The organism is Allorhizobium sp. NPDC080224, from assembly GCF_050281005.1.
Taxonomy (GTDB): domain Bacteria; phylum Pseudomonadota; class Alphaproteobacteria; order Rhizobiales; family Rhizobiaceae; genus Allorhizobium.
In genome coordinates, this window is sequence record NZ_JBNNWJ010000001.1 from 1,078,620 (window position 1) to 1,095,253 (window position 16,634).

16 protein-coding genes are annotated in these 16,634 nt (G+C 63.2%); 9 read left to right on the top strand and 7 right to left on the bottom strand.

Features of this window, described 5'->3' with window-relative positions; genetic code table 11:
* Positions 1-82: 82 nt before the first annotated feature.
* From ACQKP1_RS05245 to ACQKP1_RS05275, 7 genes are all read left to right on the top strand, one after another.
* The gene (locus ACQKP1_RS05245) at positions 83-763 is read left to right on the top strand and encodes a GntR family transcriptional regulator (RefSeq protein WP_427274461.1); all 681 of its coding nucleotides are present in this window, start codon (positions 83-85) and stop codon (positions 761-763) included.
* A 639-nt stretch (positions 764-1,402) separates the two neighbouring features.
* Positions 1,403-1,993, top strand: coding sequence for a biotin transporter BioY (locus tag ACQKP1_RS05250; RefSeq protein WP_427274462.1), 591 nt, complete (start codon positions 1,403-1,405; stop codon positions 1,991-1,993).
* Positions 1,994-2,019: 26 nt separating this feature from the next.
* The gene (locus ACQKP1_RS05255) at positions 2,020-2,442 is read left to right on the top strand and encodes a DUF1284 domain-containing protein (RefSeq protein WP_427274463.1); all 423 of its coding nucleotides are present in this window, start codon (positions 2,020-2,022) and stop codon (positions 2,440-2,442) included.
* A 156-nt stretch (positions 2,443-2,598) separates the two neighbouring features.
* Complete coding sequence (locus ACQKP1_RS05260) at positions 2,599-2,841, top strand: DUF1902 domain-containing protein (RefSeq protein ID WP_427274464.1); 243 nt, start codon at positions 2,599-2,601, stop codon at positions 2,839-2,841.
* Between the two features lie 7 nt (positions 2,842-2,848).
* Positions 2,849-3,043, top strand: coding sequence for a type II toxin-antitoxin system HicA family toxin (locus tag ACQKP1_RS05265; RefSeq protein ID WP_427274465.1), 195 nt, complete (start codon positions 2,849-2,851; stop codon positions 3,041-3,043).
* 18 nt (positions 3,044-3,061) lie between these two features.
* A complete protein-coding gene (locus tag ACQKP1_RS05270; RefSeq protein WP_427274466.1) occupies positions 3,062-3,403 on the top strand; it encodes an MmcQ/YjbR family DNA-binding protein in 342 nt (113 codons plus the stop codon).
* A 193-nt stretch (positions 3,404-3,596) separates the two neighbouring features.
* Complete coding sequence (locus ACQKP1_RS05275; RefSeq protein WP_427274467.1) at positions 3,597-4,727, top strand: site-specific DNA-methyltransferase; 1,131 nt, start codon at positions 3,597-3,599, stop codon at positions 4,725-4,727.
* A gap of 176 nt (positions 4,728-4,903) precedes the next feature.
* Here the strand turns inward: ACQKP1_RS05275 and ACQKP1_RS05280 are convergent, their stop codons facing one another.
* Genes ACQKP1_RS05280 through mutY form a run of 4 tightly spaced genes read right to left on the bottom strand, consistent with a single transcriptional unit; the run spans position 4,904 to position 7,375 of the window.
* Positions 4,904-5,245: an XRE family transcriptional regulator gene (locus ACQKP1_RS05280; protein ID WP_203013590.1), complete on the bottom strand. Its 342-nt coding sequence runs from the start codon at positions 5,243-5,245 to the stop codon at positions 4,904-4,906.
* A 2-nt stretch (positions 5,246-5,247) separates the two neighbouring features.
* Complete coding sequence (locus tag ACQKP1_RS05285) at positions 5,248-5,604, bottom strand: type II toxin-antitoxin system RelE/ParE family toxin (protein ID WP_427274468.1); 357 nt, start codon at positions 5,602-5,604, stop codon at positions 5,248-5,250.
* Positions 5,605-5,653: 49 nt separating this feature from the next.
* A complete protein-coding gene (locus tag ACQKP1_RS05290) occupies positions 5,654-6,265 on the bottom strand; it encodes an HAD family hydrolase (protein ID WP_427274469.1) in 612 nt (203 codons plus the stop codon).
* Between the two features lie 3 nt (positions 6,266-6,268).
* On the bottom strand, positions 6,269-7,375 hold the full coding sequence (mutY, locus tag ACQKP1_RS05295) for an A/G-specific adenine glycosylase (RefSeq protein ID WP_427274470.1): 1,107 nt from the start codon (positions 7,373-7,375) through the stop codon (positions 6,269-6,271).
* A gap of 82 nt (positions 7,376-7,457) precedes the next feature.
* Between mutY and ACQKP1_RS05300 the strand changes: the two genes are divergently transcribed.
* Both ACQKP1_RS05300 and ACQKP1_RS05305 read left to right on the top strand, forming a co-directional pair.
* A complete protein-coding gene (locus tag ACQKP1_RS05300) occupies positions 7,458-7,949 on the top strand; it encodes a DUF721 domain-containing protein (RefSeq protein WP_427274471.1) in 492 nt (163 codons plus the stop codon).
* Positions 7,950-8,147: 198 nt separating this feature from the next.
* A complete protein-coding gene (locus ACQKP1_RS05305; RefSeq protein WP_427274472.1) occupies positions 8,148-10,418 on the top strand; it encodes a SulP family inorganic anion transporter in 2,271 nt (756 codons plus the stop codon).
* A gap of 11 nt (positions 10,419-10,429) precedes the next feature.
* Here ACQKP1_RS05305 and ACQKP1_RS05310 read toward each other — a convergent pair whose 3' ends face one another.
* From ACQKP1_RS05310 to ACQKP1_RS05320, 3 genes are read right to left on the bottom strand one after another with little or no spacing between them, the layout of a single operon-like run.
* Positions 10,430-12,664 (bottom strand): CHASE2 domain-containing protein, encoded by a 2,235-nt coding sequence (locus ACQKP1_RS05310; RefSeq protein WP_427274473.1) that lies wholly within the window; start codon positions 12,662-12,664, stop codon positions 10,430-10,432.
* Entirely contained in the window at positions 12,661-15,186 is a 2,526-nt protein-coding gene (locus tag ACQKP1_RS05315; protein WP_427274474.1) for a FecR domain-containing protein, read from the bottom strand. The genes ACQKP1_RS05310 and ACQKP1_RS05315 overlap by 4 nt, the downstream gene beginning before the upstream one ends.
* A 10-nt stretch (positions 15,187-15,196) precedes the next feature.
* The gene (locus ACQKP1_RS05320; RefSeq protein ID WP_427274475.1) at positions 15,197-16,495 is read right to left on the bottom strand and encodes a tetratricopeptide repeat protein; all 1,299 of its coding nucleotides are present in this window, start codon (positions 16,493-16,495) and stop codon (positions 15,197-15,199) included.
* Positions 16,496-16,634 lie beyond the last annotated feature (139 nt).

Genomic DNA, 16,634 nt, shown 5'->3' on the forward strand with positions numbered 1-16,634 from the left:
TCGCACGTCGTCGCCATCGACTGAAGGGCCACGACACCGGCCTCCCTCGACAAGCCGCCACCTGCTGACTATGCATGACCGCATGCCCAAGACGCGCGACGATTCCTCGAAGGACACGGTGGCGAGCCGCATCAGCCGCGCGCTGGCGGAGCGCATCATCCATGGCGAACTGGTGCCTGGATCGCGTCTCGCGCAGGATCATATCGCCGAGGAATTCGGCGCAAGCCATGTGCCCGTGCGCGAAGCCTTCCGCCGGCTGGAGGCGCAGGGCCTGGTCGTCTCGCTGCCCCGTCGGGGCGTGCGGGTCGCAAGTTTCGACCTGAAACAGGTGCGCGAAGTGGCCGAGATGCGCGCCGCCCTTGAGGTCCTGGCGCTCCGCCACGCCGCCCCGAACCTCACGCCGGAGGTGCTGGCCGCCGCCGAACAGGCCGCAGCCGACGCGGACGACGCCAAGGATGTGCGAACCTGGGAGGAGGCGAACCGCCGCTTCCACCGGCTGATTGTCTCGACCTGCGGCATGCCGCGCCTGCTCTCCGTCATCGACGATCTCCACGCCGTCTCCGCCCGCTTCCTCTTCGTCGCCTGGCGCGCCACCTGGGAAGCCCGCACCGACCACGACCACCGCGCCATCCTCGAAGCCCTGAAATCAGGCGACCCTGCAGAGGCTGTCCGCATTCTCGAGCGCCACGTCCAGTGGATCGGCCGCGCGCCAATGCCTGTGCCGGGTCGCGCCGAAACCGAAGGCTTTGCCATCGTCGGTTAAACTCCCACCTCCCCTTAAGGGGGGCGCCGCAAAGCGGTGGGTGGGGGTGACCTCGCTGACATGTCAAGCTTCCACCTGCTTCGATCGCTGCCGTATCGGCTTCGTTTTCTGGAAACGTCGGGTCACCCCACCCCGGACCTTTGGTCCGACCCTCCCCCTCGAGGGGAGGGTGTTGGCGGCGTCTATCATTGACCAGCCCTCATGCTGAGGCGGGAGCGAATGCTCCCCTCGAAGGACGAGGGGCGGGTGGCTCCTCCGTGGCCTCGCCCTTCGAGGCCTGCTGGCGCAGGCACCTCAGGGGGAGGGTTTGCGCGCTCAGCCCCTTATCCGCCTGCCGGAACCTTCTCCCCACATGCGGGGGAGAAGGCCGAAGCGCCGACCACGCGTGCCACCCTCTCCCCGCCTCCGGGAAGAGGGGAGGGGTGAGGGGGGAGGGGTGAGGGGCAAGGTGCCATCCCTCAGCATAAAAGTATAGATAAAAGTGATCAACTGCCACCAGCTCGTGCCGCGATCACCAAATCCAATCCCTAGTTTAGCAATCTTGCCCAAGATTCCTCAACCCAACACCTTGGCATCCGCCGATTCCATAGATAAAAGATTCTTCGTCACTTCAAATTATCTATAAAATGGAGTTTGCCCATGACGACCATTCTCGCGCCCGCTACTCGCGGTTTCGATCCGCTCGGCATATCGGGCCGTTCGCTTCCCATGCAGGCCTCCCTTCTCCTCTTCGGCACGGGCGTGCTGGCGCTTGCCTCGCAGATCTCTGTGCCCATGGTGCCGGTGCCGATCACCATGCAGACCTTTGCGCTCACCATGATCGGTATGCTCTATGGCTGGCGTCTCGGCGCACTGACCGTGCTTGCGTGGTTGGGGGAAGCGCTGATGGGCTTGCCGGTGCTGGCCAATGGCAGCGGCGGCCTTGCGCCATTTGTCGGCCCGACGGCGGGCTATCTCGCAGCCTTCCCGATCATCGCAGCGCTCGCAGGTTACCTCGCCGAGAAGGGCTGGACGGGAACCCATGTGGTCAAAAGTTTCCTCGCGCATCTCGCCGCCAATTTCCTGTGCTTGTGCATCGGCGGCGCCTGGCTTGGCTATCTGATCGGTGCCGAAAAGGGCTTGAGCCTCGGCGTCACACCCTTCATCCTGGGCGCAGTGCTGAAATCCGCACTCGCCGCTGCCTTGCTTTTGGCGCTGGCCCGCCGCAAGACGCAGTCGCTAGATGTCTGAGCTCCTGACCACAGACTGAAACACGCATGACCGTCCGGCTCCGCGCCCACCACCTGCTCTGCGTGCTGACCTATGTCGGCAGGGGCTATTCGCCCGCCTTCGTCGAGAATTACGAGGTGATTGCCGCAAGGCTCTCGACCGGCGAGGAGATCGAGCTGGTCGCGGGGCCGGACGATATCTGCGCCCCGCTGACCGCAGACCCCGAGGCCCATTGCCATGGGCCAGGCGTCATCGAGCGGGACCGGGTGGCAGCAGACGCCATCGCCCGCCTGATCGGCAGCCCGCTGCCGCCGGGCGCCCGCATCACCCCCTCTGCCGCTCTCCTCGCGCGTCTGAGAAAAACCTTCGCCACCGGCGAGATCCGCGCCGCCTGTTCCGGTTGCGAATGGTCCGGCCTTTGCGATCATGTCGCCGATGGCGGCTATCTCGGCGTGCGCGTGGCGCCGTGAGGCTGGAGGGATCACCTTCTCCCCGCTAGGCGGGGAGAAGGTGCCCAAAGCGCTCAGGTGCAACGTGTTGCACCGGGGATGAGGGGCTTATCAGCCGCTTTCGCCTGTCCTCGGTTGGGTGTAGGGTTTCGACCATCGACACCGGAGGAAGCCGAGATGAACATGCGGTCGATCATTGTGCGCGCCACCTGGGACGACGAAGCCGGGGTCTGGGTGGCCACAAGCCATGATATCGAAGGTCTTGCGGTTGAGTCGGAGAGCATGGAAAAGCTTCAACCGAAGGTCATGGCGGCTGTCGCAGATCTATTGGAGCTGAACGGGGTCGGCTCGGATCTGCCGGAAATTCCTGTACACATTGTTGCCGAACAGATCGGCAAGGTGCCGAACCCGAGCTTTTGACGCGGATATGGCAAGCTATCTCCGCGAGTTGAAGGAGCGCTTCTCCGCAGCGGGCTGCACCTTCGTGCGGCCGGGAAAGGGCGATCACGAGATTTGGTATAGCCCCATCACCAATCGCCACTTCACCGTCGATCACGGTGTGAAGTCCCGCCATACAGCCAACGAAACGCTCAAACAGGCAGGTCTGCCGAAAGCGTTCTGAGTGGAAGGTGAAATAGCCATGATCACCCTCGACATGCTCCGCCAGGTCATCCTTGCCCTGCCGACCACGGAGGAAACCACCTCCTGGAATGCCGTGTCCTTCAAGGTCAACGGCAAGGCCATGCTGTTCTGGAACCCGACCCATGACTGTCCGGTCTTTAAGGTCCCTTTCGAGGAGCGCGACCACCTGATCGAGATGGAGCCCGACACCTTTTTCACCACTGATCATCACCGACCCCATCGGCTGGTGCTCGCCCGTCCGGACCGGCTCGACCTCGAATGGGCGCGCGAAAACCTGACGCGTGTCTGGCGAGCGCAGGCGAAGAAAGCGGTGGTGAAGGCCTGGGATTCGGGGCGGTGAGGGGTATTGCCAAGGAAAACAAGAAGCTTCGCGACCCTTCATCTGTCATTCCGACATCTTTTTCCCCACTGGGGAGAAGATGGAGCATTCCATCCCCGCACAAATTCTCAACCCTCTTCACCCTTCGGTAACCAAGTTCGGTAACCATAAGCCTCGTGTTCCCGTGCTGCGTCAGCGTAAGAGTGAGTAACCGATGGCTTCTGTATTTCCGATTGCCGAACTCCGCCGTTCGTCCGACCCGCTTGCCTGGGTCGACAGCATCATCAAGGGCGATTGCGTTTCCGCCCTCGAAGCCCTTCCCGACAAATCCGTCGACGTCATCTTCGCCGATCCGCCGTATAACCTGCAGCTTGGTGGTGCCCTGCATCGTCCCGACCAGTCGGTTGTCGATGCCTGCGACGACGAATGGGACCAGTTCGCCTCGTTCGAAGCCTATGACGCCTTCACTCGCGCCTGGCTCTTGGCCTGCCGCCGCGTTTTGAAGCCGACAGGCACGATCTGGGTCATCGGCTCCTACCACAACATTTTCCGCGTCGGCGCGACCCTGCAGGACCTGAATTTCTGGATCCTGAACGACATCGTATGGCGCAAGACCAACCCGATGCCGAACTTCAAGGGCCGTCGTTTCCAGAACGCCCATGAAACCATGATCTGGGCCTCGCCCGATCCGAAGGCCAAGGGCTACACCTTCAATTACGATGCGATGAAGGCGGCCAATGACGACGTGCAGATGCGCTCCGACTGGCTCTTTCCGATCTGCTCGGGCGGTGAACGGCTGAAGGGCGACGACGGCAAGAAGGTCCATCCGACCCAGAAGCCGGAAGCCTTGCTCGCCCGCGTCATCATGGCCTCCACCAAGCCGGGCGATATCGTGCTCGATCCCTTCTTCGGCTCCGGCACGACAGGGGCCGTCGCCAAGCGTCTTGGTCGCCATTTCGTCGGCATCGAGCGCGAGCAGGATTACATCGATGCAGCCTCGGCCCGCATCGCCGCCGTCGAGCCTTTGGGCAAGGTCGAGCTGACGGTCATGACCGGCAAGAAGGCCGAACCCCGCGTCGCCTTCAACGTTCTCCTGGAAGCCGGCCTCGTGAAGCCCGGCCAGGTCCTGACCGATGCCAAGCGCCGCCACTCCGCCATCATCCGCGCCGATGGCACGCTGACGGCAAACGGCGAAGGCGGCTCGATCCACCGCATGGGCGCCAAGGTGCAGGGGCTCGATGCCTGCAACGGCTGGACCTTCTGGCATGTCGAAGAAAAGGGCGCTCTGAAACCCATCGACGATCTGCGCTCGATCATCCGCAGCCGCATGGGCGGCCTGGAGTAAAGGACGAAGGCCTGGCAACTAATTCGCGCCGGTGCCGATTTTCAGCTCAATTAGAATAACTTCACATTCGTGTGATCAGCTTCGAGCAAGTCGAAGCCTTTAATCGGGCTGCATTCGATCTTAAGGGATCGATCTGGCGCGGGCAGGGGTCCGCCAACTCCACCCGCGCCAGCGCCTTATTCCTTCGATGGGCGTTCCGTCTCCGTATCCTGGAGAAGGCCACTCAGCCGCACGGGTTCCCGATCCGGAAAGCGAGCGACGATTTCCAGATCTCCTCCCATAGCCTCCACATAGTCTCTCAGCGTCGACAACAGCAGATCGTTGCGCCGTTCGAGGCGCGAGACGTTCTCCTGATTGATGCCGAGCAGGGCGGCAAGCTTCTCCTGCGTCAGATCCCGGGATTTACGCAGTTCCTGCAGGGTCCGATAGTCCTCAAGCCGGGCCTGACCGCGCGCTTCGAGGTCCTTCCGCTTTTCGCTCGGCAGTTCCGCCAGCAGATCGTCCAAGGCACGTACCATGATCATTCACCCTCGAGAGTTTTTAAGTGCGCGGCAAAGCGTTTGTCGGCCTTGTCGATCAGCACCTTGTAGAACCGCTGCTCGCTCACGCCGGATTTATCGGCTGCCACCAGCAGGATCGCCTGCCGCTTCGGATCAAAGGCAAAGGCGAGCCGCCAAACACCGTCTGCTGCCCGAAACCGCAGCTCCTTCATATTGGCGAAGCGCGATCCTCTGAGAGTGTCCACCCAGGGCCTGCCGAGCATTGGCCCGTATGTCTTCATCAATGGCAGCGAGACGAAAATCTCATCCCGCACCGCTTCCGGCAGGGCCTGAAACTCTGGCTCGAAATCCGGATGCAGAAGAACGGGCCAACTCATGGCTCAATATGCTCTTCAATGCATATGCGTTCAAGAGCATTCTCCCTGCTCAGGCCTTTACGCCCAACGCCGCCAGATCCGCCTTAAGCTTTTCCGCTCCGGTAAAATGCACCGCCTGCCAGCCGGCAGCGCGCGCGCCTTCGACATTCGCCAGGCTGTCGTCGATGAAGACGGAGTGCTCGGGCGACAGGTCAAAATCCTTCGCATGCCTCTCGTAGATTGCCACGTCAGGCTTGATCAGCCCCACTTCGCCCGAAACCGTCACGCCGCGCGGCAGGTTGAGGAAGGGATACATCTTGCGCGCTTCGGAAAAGGTATCGGCGGCGAAGTTGGTGAGCATGGTCACGTCGCGGCCCGAATCGATCAGACCGGTCATGATGGAAACGCTGTCCTCATAGGCATGCGGCACCATCTCGGCCCAGTGTTTGCGGAAAGCGCGGATATGCGCTTCCTTCTCGGGAAACTCTGAGATCAGCAGCGCTTCGGCATCGGCCCAGCTGCGGCCGCGGTCCTGCTCGATATTCCAGTCATGCGTGCAGACCGTTGCGAAGAACTCCGCCCGCTCGTCGGCGTCCGGGATGATCCGCTGATAAGGCAGGTTGGGATCGTAATGGATCAGCACCTTGCCGATGTCGAAGACGATATGGCGGATTTCGGTCATGTCTTACCCTTTGGAATGTTGAAAGGCGGTTGGAATAGCGGCTGCAATTGCTTTCTTCATGACAGTCGGCAGCGCTTGACCATCAAGTTCGGTGACCGGCACCCAGAAACCGTGATTGACGGAGGGGCGCTCGATCGGGCCGACGCGGAAGATCGAAAGCCTGAGCTCGAAATGCGTGAAGACATGGGAGATCGCGCCCGCCGCCTGCCAGTCGGCCGGGAAGGGGGCAGCCTCGATACCCGTTTCCCCGTCCTGCCGCGAAGTCCACTCGGTCGTCGGCACCTCCGTCATGCCGCCCAGCAGGCCGCTCTCCACCCGCTTGCGCAAGAGAAGCTGCCCGTCGCGATCGACGGCAATGAAGGCGGCCCCCAACCGCACCGGCTTTGCCTTCTTCGCCGCCTTCACCGGAAAACGCTCCGGCTCGTCGGTGGCGAGGGACAGACAGGCATCGTTGAACGGACAGAGTGCGCAGGCCGGACGCTTCGGTGTGCAGATCGTGGCGCCCAGATCCATCATCGCCTGGGCAAAGTCCCCGGGCCGGTCGGTCGGCGTCAGTTCCGCCACCTTCGCCTTCATCTGCGGCTTGGATCCCGGAAGCGGCGCCTCGATGGCAAAGAGCCGCGAGATCACGCGCTCGACATTGCCGTCCATGACGGCGGATGGCCGGTTGAAAGCGATCGCCGCAACTGCCGCCGAGGTATAGTCGCCAATGCCAGGAAGCGCCCGTAAACCATCTTCGGTATCGGGAAACACACTGCCATGCTCAAAGGCGACGGCCTCTGCGCATTTCTTCAGATTGCGGGCGCGGGCGTAGTAGCCAAGCCCCGCCCAGGCGGCCATGACATCCTCGTTCGGCGCCTCCGCGAGATCCTGGACTGTCGGCCAGCGGCTGATGAACTTCGCGAAGTAAGCCTTCACTGCCGCAACCGTCGTCTGCTGCAGCATCACCTCCGACATCCAGATGTGATAGGGATCGGGCCTCACCCCGCGCTTCGCCGCCGAAGGCGAGATGCGCCAGGGAAGTTCGCGGTGATGCCGGTCATACCAGGCAAGAAGCATGGGAGCCGTCGGTCTTGTCGATGCTTTACTGGGGAGTGTCACGCCGGTCATTTGCGAAGAGAGGGGAGGATGGCCTATATCTGATCAAAGCAGTCGCCCGTTCAAGGGCCGATGTGAAGGATCCCCAGAGGCCATGGCCACATTCAAGGGCGCAAACCAGATTTCCGAGATCGCCAACGGCATCGTCGACCCGGTGCTCGCCAGGCGTGCGGGCATCAACACGGCGCTGCTCGGCTCCTGGGAAGACATCGTCGGAGAAGGTTTTGCCGATTGCACCCGTCCGGAAAAGATCGCCTGGCCCCGTCGCTCTGATCTTCCCGACGATGGCGGCCACCGCCCTGGCGTGCTGACAATTGCCTGCGAAGGCGCGCGTGCGCTCTTTCTCTCCCATGCCCAGGGCGAGCTGATTGCCCGCATCAACGGCTTCTTCGGCTATCCCGCGATCGGCCAAGTCCGCATCGTCCAGAAACCGGTTTCGGTGGCGATTACCAGACCCCGCATCCGCAAGCTGGAAGGTGAGAAGGCCCGCCGGCTGGAAGCGATGATGGACGGTATCGAGAACGAGAACCTGCGCCGCGCCGTCGAGCGCCTCGGCACCGCCGTTTTGCAGGCGAAGCGCAAATAGCCGTCGATCTCCCCTCCGGCCCTGACCCGTTGAAACCGACGGTTTTTCCCCTTCGATCCAAACCTTTTCCGCGCCTGATCCGGCCAAGTTTGGGCCGATCCGGATGGTCGCGTTGCCCGCCACGCCAGCGCCGTCTACCAGTCGGTGAGCCGGCATGTCGCCCCGGTTGCGAATGCCTTTTCAAGAGCAGGAAAAGCCGTGAACATCCACAATCCAGCGCCCGCCCCGGATCGCAAGGCCACGGTCGGTGCCGCCCCGCGACAGCGTGCATGGCGCTATCCTGTTCCGAGCGCCGCCAGCCGTACCCTCGCACCCGTGCTCTTTGCGATCATCGCCGGCATCGATGGGTTGGGCACAAGCATTGCCTTCGCCGCGCTGATCTTTGCCGGACCGCTGGCTGCCGGCTTCTCCATGGGCGTCGGCGTGATCCTCTTGTCCAGCATCGTCATGGCGCTGTGGATTGGGCTGCGCAGCCGCTATCCCTCGAGCATCGGACAGGTGCAGGAGGCGAGCATTGCCATCCTTGCGACCGCGATTGCCGCCGCCACCCTGCAGCTGGAATTCGCCCCCGAGGAGGTCAAGGTCGCCACTGCCTTTGCCATTCTGGGGTCCAGTGCCGTGGTCACCGGTGCGGTCTTCTGGCTTTTCGGCCTTGGCCGCTTCGGTCGGCTCGTGCGCTTCATGCCCTATCCGGTCGTTGCCGGTTTCCTCGCCGGCTCCGGCTGGCTGCTCATCCAGGGCGCCGTCATGATGATCATCGGCGACCGCAACCTCGTCGATCTCCTGGTCCGCCCCGAGGGGCAGCAGGCGGTCGCCAATCTCTATGTCGCCGTCGTCTTTTCGATCGTCATGGTCTTTGCCATCAGGCGCTCGACGAGCCCTTTGACCATGCCGCTCATCCTCCTTGGCGGCGGTCTCATTTTCTATGGCATGCTCGCGGTGATCGGTGTCGAAAGCGAGCAGGCAAGGGCGATGCAATGGCTTCCCGCCATGCCCGCAGGCCCGGGTTTTGCTCTCGCGCAGCCAGTGGACGTCGTCACGTCTGCCGACTGGTCAGTGGTGCTGCAGGCCCTGCCGGCGATTATCTCCGTCGCGCTGCTCGGCATGGTCGGGCTTCTGCTCAACACCAGCGGTCTTGAAGTTGCGACCCGCCAGGAGATCGATGCCGATGCCGAACTGCGCACCACCGGCATCGCCAATATCGTCGCCGGCGGCTTCGGCGGGGCACCCGGCTTTACCGGACTGTCGATGACATTGCTCGCAAACCGCATGGGGGCTAAGGCCCGCTCCGTCGGTATCGCGACGGCCCTGATGCTGGCGCTGATGCTGCCCTTTGCCGGTGAACTGGCCGGCGCCATGCCGACTTTCGTCGCCGCCGGTCTGATGATCGCGCTCGGCATTGAACTGATCCAGGACTGGCTCTGGCGCACACGCACGCAACTGCCGCGCATGGAGTGGCTGGTCGTCCTCGCCATTCCCCTCGGCATGGCCGCCTTCGGTTTCATGGGCGGCATGGCCCTCGGCCTCGCGCTCTCCATCGCCAGCTTCGTTTACAATTATGCCCGTCTCTCGGTTATCCGCGTCAACGCCTCGCTGCGCGAACGCAAGAGCAGCATCGACCGCCCGCCGGCAGAAAACAGCCTGATCGAGCTGGAGGGCGAACAGGTCCAGGTGCTGGAATTGCAGGAATTCCTGTTCTTCGGAACGGCAGAACAGATCATCGAGGCGATCCGGCGCCGACAGCAGGATCGCAGCCGCCTGTCGCTGCGCTTTGTCGTCATCGATTTCCGCCGCGTGAGCGGCATGGATGCGGCCGCTGCCGCCACCTTTGTCAAGATCCGCAACCTCTTGGCCGGCAGCGAGATCGAGCTCGTCTTCAGCAGCCTCTCGCCCGAGATCGAGCAGGCCCTCGCCAGAAACGGCATCGATTTCGTCTCCGACCCTTCTGTCGGCCGCGAGCGTGATCTCGACCATGCCCTGGAGCGCTGTGAGGAACGGCTGATCGCCGCCATCAGTCGCGAAGAGACCTGGCAGGATATCGAGGATTATTTCGCCCAGACCATTGGTCCGAGTGCACGACTGAAGGATCTGGTCGCCTCGATGGAGGAAATTCGCCTGCAGCCGGGTGATCGTTTCATCCGGGCGGGAGAACCGGGAGAGGATCTCTTCCTGCTCTGGACCGGCCGCGCCAAGGTCGAAGCCGTGCTCGCCAACGGCAAGCGCCTGCGCCTGCGTACGGTAAAGCCCGGCGTCGTACTCGGCGAAATCGCCATCTATCGCGGTGGCCCGCGCACGGCTGACGTCGTGGCGGAAGTGCCCTCGACCGTTTATCGCCTGGCCCGCCGCCAGCTGCGTTATCTCGAACAGGCAGACCCTGAGCTCGCGCTCCTCGTCCACCGCCTCTGCGCAACCACGCTCGCCGAGCGACTGACGACCGCCAACCGCGTGGTGCAGTCGCTGCACGAGTAAAGGTTGGTAGGCTACTTGCTGCTTGCGGTAAACACGCCGTCCCAGTCTGTGGGAGCGGTCTCCGGCAGCAGGGCGAGCCGCTTGTGATAGAGCCTGTGCGTGCCGGAGAGCGGATTCTGCGGCAGTGACAGGAGGTCCTTTAGCAGGTTGCGTGCGGTTCCAAGATCGCCCGACTGCCAGGCCCCGATGAAAGCCGCATGGGCTTGCAGCAAATCAGCCTGATCCGAGCTCATCGTATCGCTGACACCGAGCAGCACATGCAGTGTCACCGGCGCCTGCCGGCCGACCACGCGCACCCGATCGACCTCGGCAAACACAAGTCTCGTCGTGCCAGCCCGTACCTCCTCGGTCACCAGGATCGAGACATCGTAAAGCTTGGTCATGCCCTCGACGCGTGATGCGAGATTGACGCTGTCGCCAAGGCAGGAATAGCTGAAGCGTTGGTCAGAGCCGAGATTGCCGACACAGGCCATGCCGGTATTGAGGCCAATCCCGATCTTCAGGTTCATACCGCTCTCGCGGTTCAGCCGGTCGAGAGCGACGACCATGTCGAGCGCCGCCAGACACGCCTTTTGCGGATGTTCGGTTATGTCGAGCGGCGCGTTCCAGAAGGCCATGATCGCATCGCCGATGTATTTGTCGATTGTCGCCTCGCGTTTGAGAAGCACGTCGGTCATCGGCGTCAGGAAATTGTTGAGGAGCCCCGTTAGCTCGGTCGGCGTCATCGTTTCGGAGAGGCTGGTGAAGCCCCTGATGTCGGAAAAGAGAATGGTGAGCTCGCGGTCTTCGCCACCCAGCGTAAGACCTTCAGGGTTTTCAGACAGGCGTTCGACCAGGGTCGGCGAGAGATAGCGGCCGAAGCTTTCACGCACGAAGCGCTTTTCCCGATGGGTCAGCATCAGGAGGAGGGGCAGTGCGGTCAGCAAGACTGCTCCGAGGGCCGCCATGGGCAGCAACGGATCGAAAAGCGTGAACGCCCGGGAAAAGGCAAGCCAGGATCCACCGGCGACAAGTCCGGCCAGCAGCAGGCCTGTCGCCACCGAAATGGCCGGGGCGGCGGTCGCCAGCACCAAGAGCAGCACCAGTCCGACCGTGATTGCCGCCGCCCGTTCGGCCCCGATGATCCAGTCGGGCCGTTGCAGGAAGACGCCGCTGGCGATCTGGTCGATGATCTCGGCATGCACCTTGACGCCCGGCATGGCGGGGTCGACCGGGGTCGCAACGATATCGCGCAGACCCACCGCACTTGTGCCGACCAGCAGGATGCGTCCCTCGATCAGCCCTGCCAAGGTTTCGGCCTTCTCCGGATCGAAGAGATCGGCGGCGGAAATCACCGGCATGTTCGGAAGGCCGGAATAGTAGATCCAGATCTCGCCGTCGGCCGATAGCGGCACGTCGAGCGCACCGACCCTCAAGTCGGTGAAGGCCGAGCCGTCTTCCGTGCCGGCGGAGCGCAGGATGAAGGAGCCCTCCTGTTGTGCGATCCTCAGCGCCTCGATCGAAAGGGCCGGGTAGAGCCGGTCGCCGCTCATGGAGACGAGCGGGAAGGTGCGGATGATGTTGTCAGGCGTCGGCGGGAAGGAGAAATAGCCCATCGCGGTTGCGCGTTCGGTCACCGCGGAAAGGTTGGACAAGGCGCCAGCATAGGGCGTGAGCCGCGCCCGCGGATCGGGTCCCAGAAATGAGAACCCCGCCTTCGGCTCCGGTGCCGGCGCGGTGGTCTCGTTGCTGAGCGCGATCCCGAGCGCCACGGCATTTGAGGCGATGGCCTCGGCCAGCTGTGCGTCCGGGTCCGGCAGGTCGACGCCGATGTCGATGGCGATCCCCTGGCGCCGCATCGCTTCGACGAGCCGCGCCGGTGCCGTCCGGTCCGGCTCGGAAAACACGATGTCGAAGCCGATGGCTGCCGCGCCAAGACCGCTTGCCTTGTTCACCATCTCTGCCACCGTGCCGCGCGACCAGGGCCATTGTCCAAGCTTGCCAATCGACACTTCGTCGATGTCGATGACCGCCACCGGCGGATCAGTCGCGTCGCGCGGTTTGATCACCTGATAGGTGTCGAAGACCAGCGCCGTGAGCCGAAAGGCCTGGGAGGAGAAAGCGGCATGGCCGACAATGACCGCCACGAGTGCCGCCAGGCCGATCAGCACGACGCCGAGCTTGCGGCGCTGCGAGGAAGACAGACGGCGTGATGTCGGCCGCCCTTGGTTCTGTCCGGGGCGTGGGCCGCCGGCTGCCTTCGTCACGGAACGACGCCTGTCGTGCTGCCGGCAAAGATCCCGGTCGATCCCCAACTCCCGTCCGTTACCGTGAAGTTGCCCATGATGCCCTGGACCGGGTCGGTGCCGTTGGCGGCGAAAGCGCCGGTGACTGTGCCCGAGGCGACGCCGCTCGTCACGTTGCCGCTGAAAGTCGCCGCGCCGGTGCCGAAATTTACCCCGGCGCTGAAGTTCTTGCTGTCATAGTTGGACACGGAAACCGTCCCAGACCGCGTGCCGAAATTCATCGTCGAGGTCATCGTCCCCGTGGCGATATATTGAGCACCATCGTTGAGAACGGTGCCGACCGCATTGCCGTTGTAGGTTGCGGTACCGGAGGTCGGCAGGGCGCTGTTCTCTGGCTGCTTGCCGATGATCCAGTTGCCGAGATGGACGCTGTAAAAGCTCTCAGGCCCGGATGCTTTGCCCCACCAGCCCCAGGTCATGAAGTCACAGTTGTTGCAGATGGCCGCAGTCGTGTCGCCGTTGAAGATCCTGGCTGGCACGACGGCGGACGACACCATGTAGGCCTCGCTGGAGGAGTCTACGGCGGCGATCAGCTGGTCGGTGAGGTAGACTTCCTCATAGCCATCATAATCGTCGCCGCCGAGAAAATCCGCGAAGTAGTTTGAAGAGTCCGAGTTGATCCCACCGTCGAAGGTGCCGCCCGCCTGATTGAATGTGAAGGTGGCCGTGCCGGTGAAGAGCTCCGTGTTGTCGGTCCACATATTCGTGGCGGCTCCGGAAGAAAAGCCGCCGATCTCCCCGGTGAAGCTGCGGTTGGCTGCGGTGGTGACGCCGTCGTTTCGGCTAGCGATCTGCACCGTGTCATAGCCGTCCAAACGGTCCTCGATGTCATACATCTCTCCAGAGCCGAGCACGAGATATTCCCCGTTTGCACCGAAGACCTGGTCCGCCGCCGCACCGTTGCCGAGCGTCTCCACATAACCCGCCTGGCCCGCATTCGATGTGGGATTGCTCGTCTGGTAGGATCCCGAGACGCGGCCTGTCATCTTGTAGGCGCCTGCAGTCTCCTTGAAGCTGCCGGCCATCACCTGGATTCTGCTGCGCTGGGTCGTGCCGTCGCCAGAGATCGAGATCGAGCCCTGCAGCAGCCGTGCGGCAACGCCATTCCCGCTCACGCCGCCGACATAGAGGTCGCTCGCAGAAGCACGCATGGGCGTACTTTCACCGGCAAGGAAGTTGCCATCGTCGTAGAAAGGTACTTGCACCCCTCCGATCGAGGCTCCACCGTTGATCGGATCGCGTTCCACCGCGTAGCGGTAGACCTGCCCCGGTGAAAAGACTTCGCGCGCATCCGCAGCCTTCCCGCCGACGATGTAGACCGGGTCAGAACTGTCGTCGGACTCCAGAAAATAGGCGATGAAGTCACCGCTGCCGGTATAGGCCGTGCCGCTGACGGAGCCGAGGCTGCCGATCGTCCCACTGACATCGGTCTGCGTCAGTGTCTCGGTGCCTGCAGGTTTCTGCAGCGATACCAGCCCCAATTGGCCGAAGGTTCCGGTGAAGTTGCCGTTCTGAGCGACAGAGAGAGTGCCCGATACCGGGCGGAAGCGGACGTCTCCACCGTTGTCAATGTAAGCGCTGGCCTGCGCCGAGCCATCCCACGGCGCGTCCGCTTCCGGATCAACCGGGCCAGTCGGCACCTGCGGCCTCGTCCCCACATCCCGCTGCGAAGCACTCGCCACCTCCTCGACCGGTGTCGTCACGACCGGACGTGGCGTCGGCACGGGGATGGCGTTATCCGAGGGCAACTGGGCGGAATTGCTCTGGGCAACCGTGCTGCTGGCCACTGTCTGCTCCGTTGGCGCATTGCTCGCACCACCGCTCTGGCCAGGCCGGCCGGCGAGCACCTGCTGCAGCCCGCTCACCCATTGCGGCGGGGTGCGCTGGACGCGCGGCTGGCCGTCGCCGGCTACGATGGAGAAGCCCTGTTTGAACAGCCGCTGCGGCGCGCCATTGCCGGTGAGCTGCACCTCCTTGCCATAGACCAGCGTCATGTGTGGTGGCAGAGGCTGGCCGTCGGGCGTCTGGCCGCTGAGGTTGATATCGACCACCGCGCCGCGAATGCCGGCCGTGCCGATCGGCGTCTTGATCGTCACATTGCCGCTCGCCTTTGATGCCTTGCCGCCGATGAAGCGCAGCGCCCCCTTGCTCATCGTCGCCGCCAGCGCAGCCGTGTTCTTCTCCGGGTCATAGACGAAGCTGTCGATCACCACGGAGGAGTTCGGACCGACCGTAAACGAGGTGCCGTCGGCGAGCAGGATCTGCACGAGGCCGACACCGCTCGTCTCGATGCGGTGATTGCGGACCACGGGGTCGCCGAGCGAGATCAGCCGCGCCTTGCCTGCGCGGTCGATGGCGCTTGCTTCAGGATTGACCGCCGCGGTGACACCGGCGACATCGGTCTCCGCGCTGACGGGATGCGCTGTGATGACGAAGAGTGCCGCGGATGCGGCCAGCAGGGCATGGCGGGTGTTCGGCTTCATCGTGATGCTCCTAGAACGCGGACTGGATGCCGATCGACAGCGAGATATTGTCGAAGCTCTTGATGTCATAGTTCGACCAGACCTTGCGGTAGCCGGCCTCCGCGACGAGCGCCACGCGCTCGCTGAACGGCATGATCTGGCGCAGGTTGAGGCTGAAGTCGGTGTCGCGCTGACGCTCCGCCGAATTGATCATACTGTCGGGATCGTCATAGCCGCGTCCGGCAACGGCTGCTTCCACCCCGGTGATCCAGGCCGGCCCGTCGCCAATAAGTGCGGCATAGCGATAGGTGCCGGAGATCGCCCCGCCCAGTTCGCTGGAGGACAGGTAACCCACCTCCGCGTCGCGCCGGCTCGCAAGAATGCGCCCCGTCAGGCTGAAGTCTTCGGTGAGATTGTGCGACCAGGAAAACTGGCCGTCGAAACGATGGCCGCTCTGCAGATTTGCGGTCCGCCGGGACTTGGTGTTGGAAAAATCCTCGTAGCGGTATTGCAGGCTGCCCGAGAGGCTGTCGACTGGTGTCACCTGCCAGTCGATCGTCGTCGAGACCCCCGCCGATGCCAAATACCGGTCGCCCTCGATGAGAACGCCGCTGGTGGTCAGGAGGACGGAGAGCGTCCGGTCGTCGAGCCCGAAACGTCCAAGATCGAAGACCGGGCCTACATAGGCCTCGACCGCTGCCGTGTTCAGCGCGTTGCGGTCGCGGTAGCCAGCGGCATAGCCGGAAAGGCCCGCCTCCAGCGATAGTCCCTGGATATCGGTGTCATGGCGATAGCGCAGCCCGCCATTGACGAAGCCGTTGAAGTCCTCGCCGGCGACGCTCAAGCCGTCCAGCGTGTAGGAAAGACCATTCAGCGTCACCGTCGAATTGCCCGGGCCCGCATTGGCATTGCTCTGATAGCGAATGCCCGTCCTGATCATGCCGGAGAATTGCGAGGGGGCGCCGCGCTGGTCGATGGCCGAAAGATACTGATCGACCTTGGCGGAGACCTCCGGCGGCATGTCGCCTGCGGACTTCGCCCCATCAAAATACTGGCGCGCGGTCTCGTAGGCGCCGAGGCGATAGTAGAGAACGCCGAGCTCCAGCTGCAGCCGGGGCAGGCCGGGCGCGTAGATCAGCATGCGTTCGAGCGTCGAGATCGCCCCTTCCAGATCGCCGGCTTCGGAGGACAGCGCTGCATATTCGAAGGCGGTGTCGAGATCGTCGGGTGCAGCCATCATCCGGCCGAACAAGGCTTTGCGCTTGGCCTCGACCTCGTTGATCGATGCGCTGCCCGTACGCGGCGCAACGTTTTGGGATTGCTGCGCCAAGGCTCCGCCCACGGACAACGCCAGGCATACCGCGGCAAGGGCAAGACTGAAATGAGGGGCAGCGAGAGAGAAGGTCTCCCGGCTCTTCGGAAACGTCATGGGAAAAGGAACTCTGACTTTGATCGAGCTGAAATCTCTA

Bases quoted from the DNA above. Each gene is read 5' to 3' on its own strand.
- ACQKP1_RS05245 (WP_427274461.1), top strand. From the start codon at position 83: ATGCCCAAGACGCGCGACGATTCCTCGAAGGACACGGTGGCGAGCCGC.
- ACQKP1_RS05250 (WP_427274462.1), top strand. From the start codon at position 1,403: ATGACGACCATTCTCGCGCCCGCTACTCGCGGTTTCGATCCGCTCGGC.
- ACQKP1_RS05255 (WP_427274463.1), top strand. From the start codon at position 2,020: ATGACCGTCCGGCTCCGCGCCCACCACCTGCTCTGCGTGCTGACCTAT.
- ACQKP1_RS05260 (WP_427274464.1), top strand. From the start codon at position 2,599: ATGAACATGCGGTCGATCATTGTGCGCGCCACCTGGGACGACGAAGCC.
- ACQKP1_RS05265 (WP_427274465.1), top strand. From the start codon at position 2,849: ATGGCAAGCTATCTCCGCGAGTTGAAGGAGCGCTTCTCCGCAGCGGGC.
- ACQKP1_RS05270 (WP_427274466.1), top strand. From the start codon at position 3,062: ATGATCACCCTCGACATGCTCCGCCAGGTCATCCTTGCCCTGCCGACC.
- ACQKP1_RS05275 (WP_427274467.1), top strand. From the start codon at position 3,597: ATGGCTTCTGTATTTCCGATTGCCGAACTCCGCCGTTCGTCCGACCCG.
- ACQKP1_RS05280 (WP_203013590.1), bottom strand. From the start codon at position 5,245: ATGGTACGTGCCTTGGACGATCTGCTGGCGGAACTGCCGAGCGAAAAG.
- ACQKP1_RS05285 (WP_427274468.1), bottom strand. From the start codon at position 5,604: ATGAGTTGGCCCGTTCTTCTGCATCCGGATTTCGAGCCAGAGTTTCAG.
- ACQKP1_RS05290 (WP_427274469.1), bottom strand. From the start codon at position 6,265: ATGACCGAAATCCGCCATATCGTCTTCGACATCGGCAAGGTGCTGATC.
- mutY (WP_427274470.1), bottom strand. From the start codon at position 7,375: ATGACCGGCGTGACACTCCCCAGTAAAGCATCGACAAGACCGACGGCT.
- ACQKP1_RS05300 (WP_427274471.1), top strand. From the start codon at position 7,458: ATGGCCACATTCAAGGGCGCAAACCAGATTTCCGAGATCGCCAACGGC.
- ACQKP1_RS05315 (WP_427274474.1), bottom strand. From the start codon at position 15,186: ATGAAGCCGAACACCCGCCATGCCCTGCTGGCCGCATCCGCGGCACTC.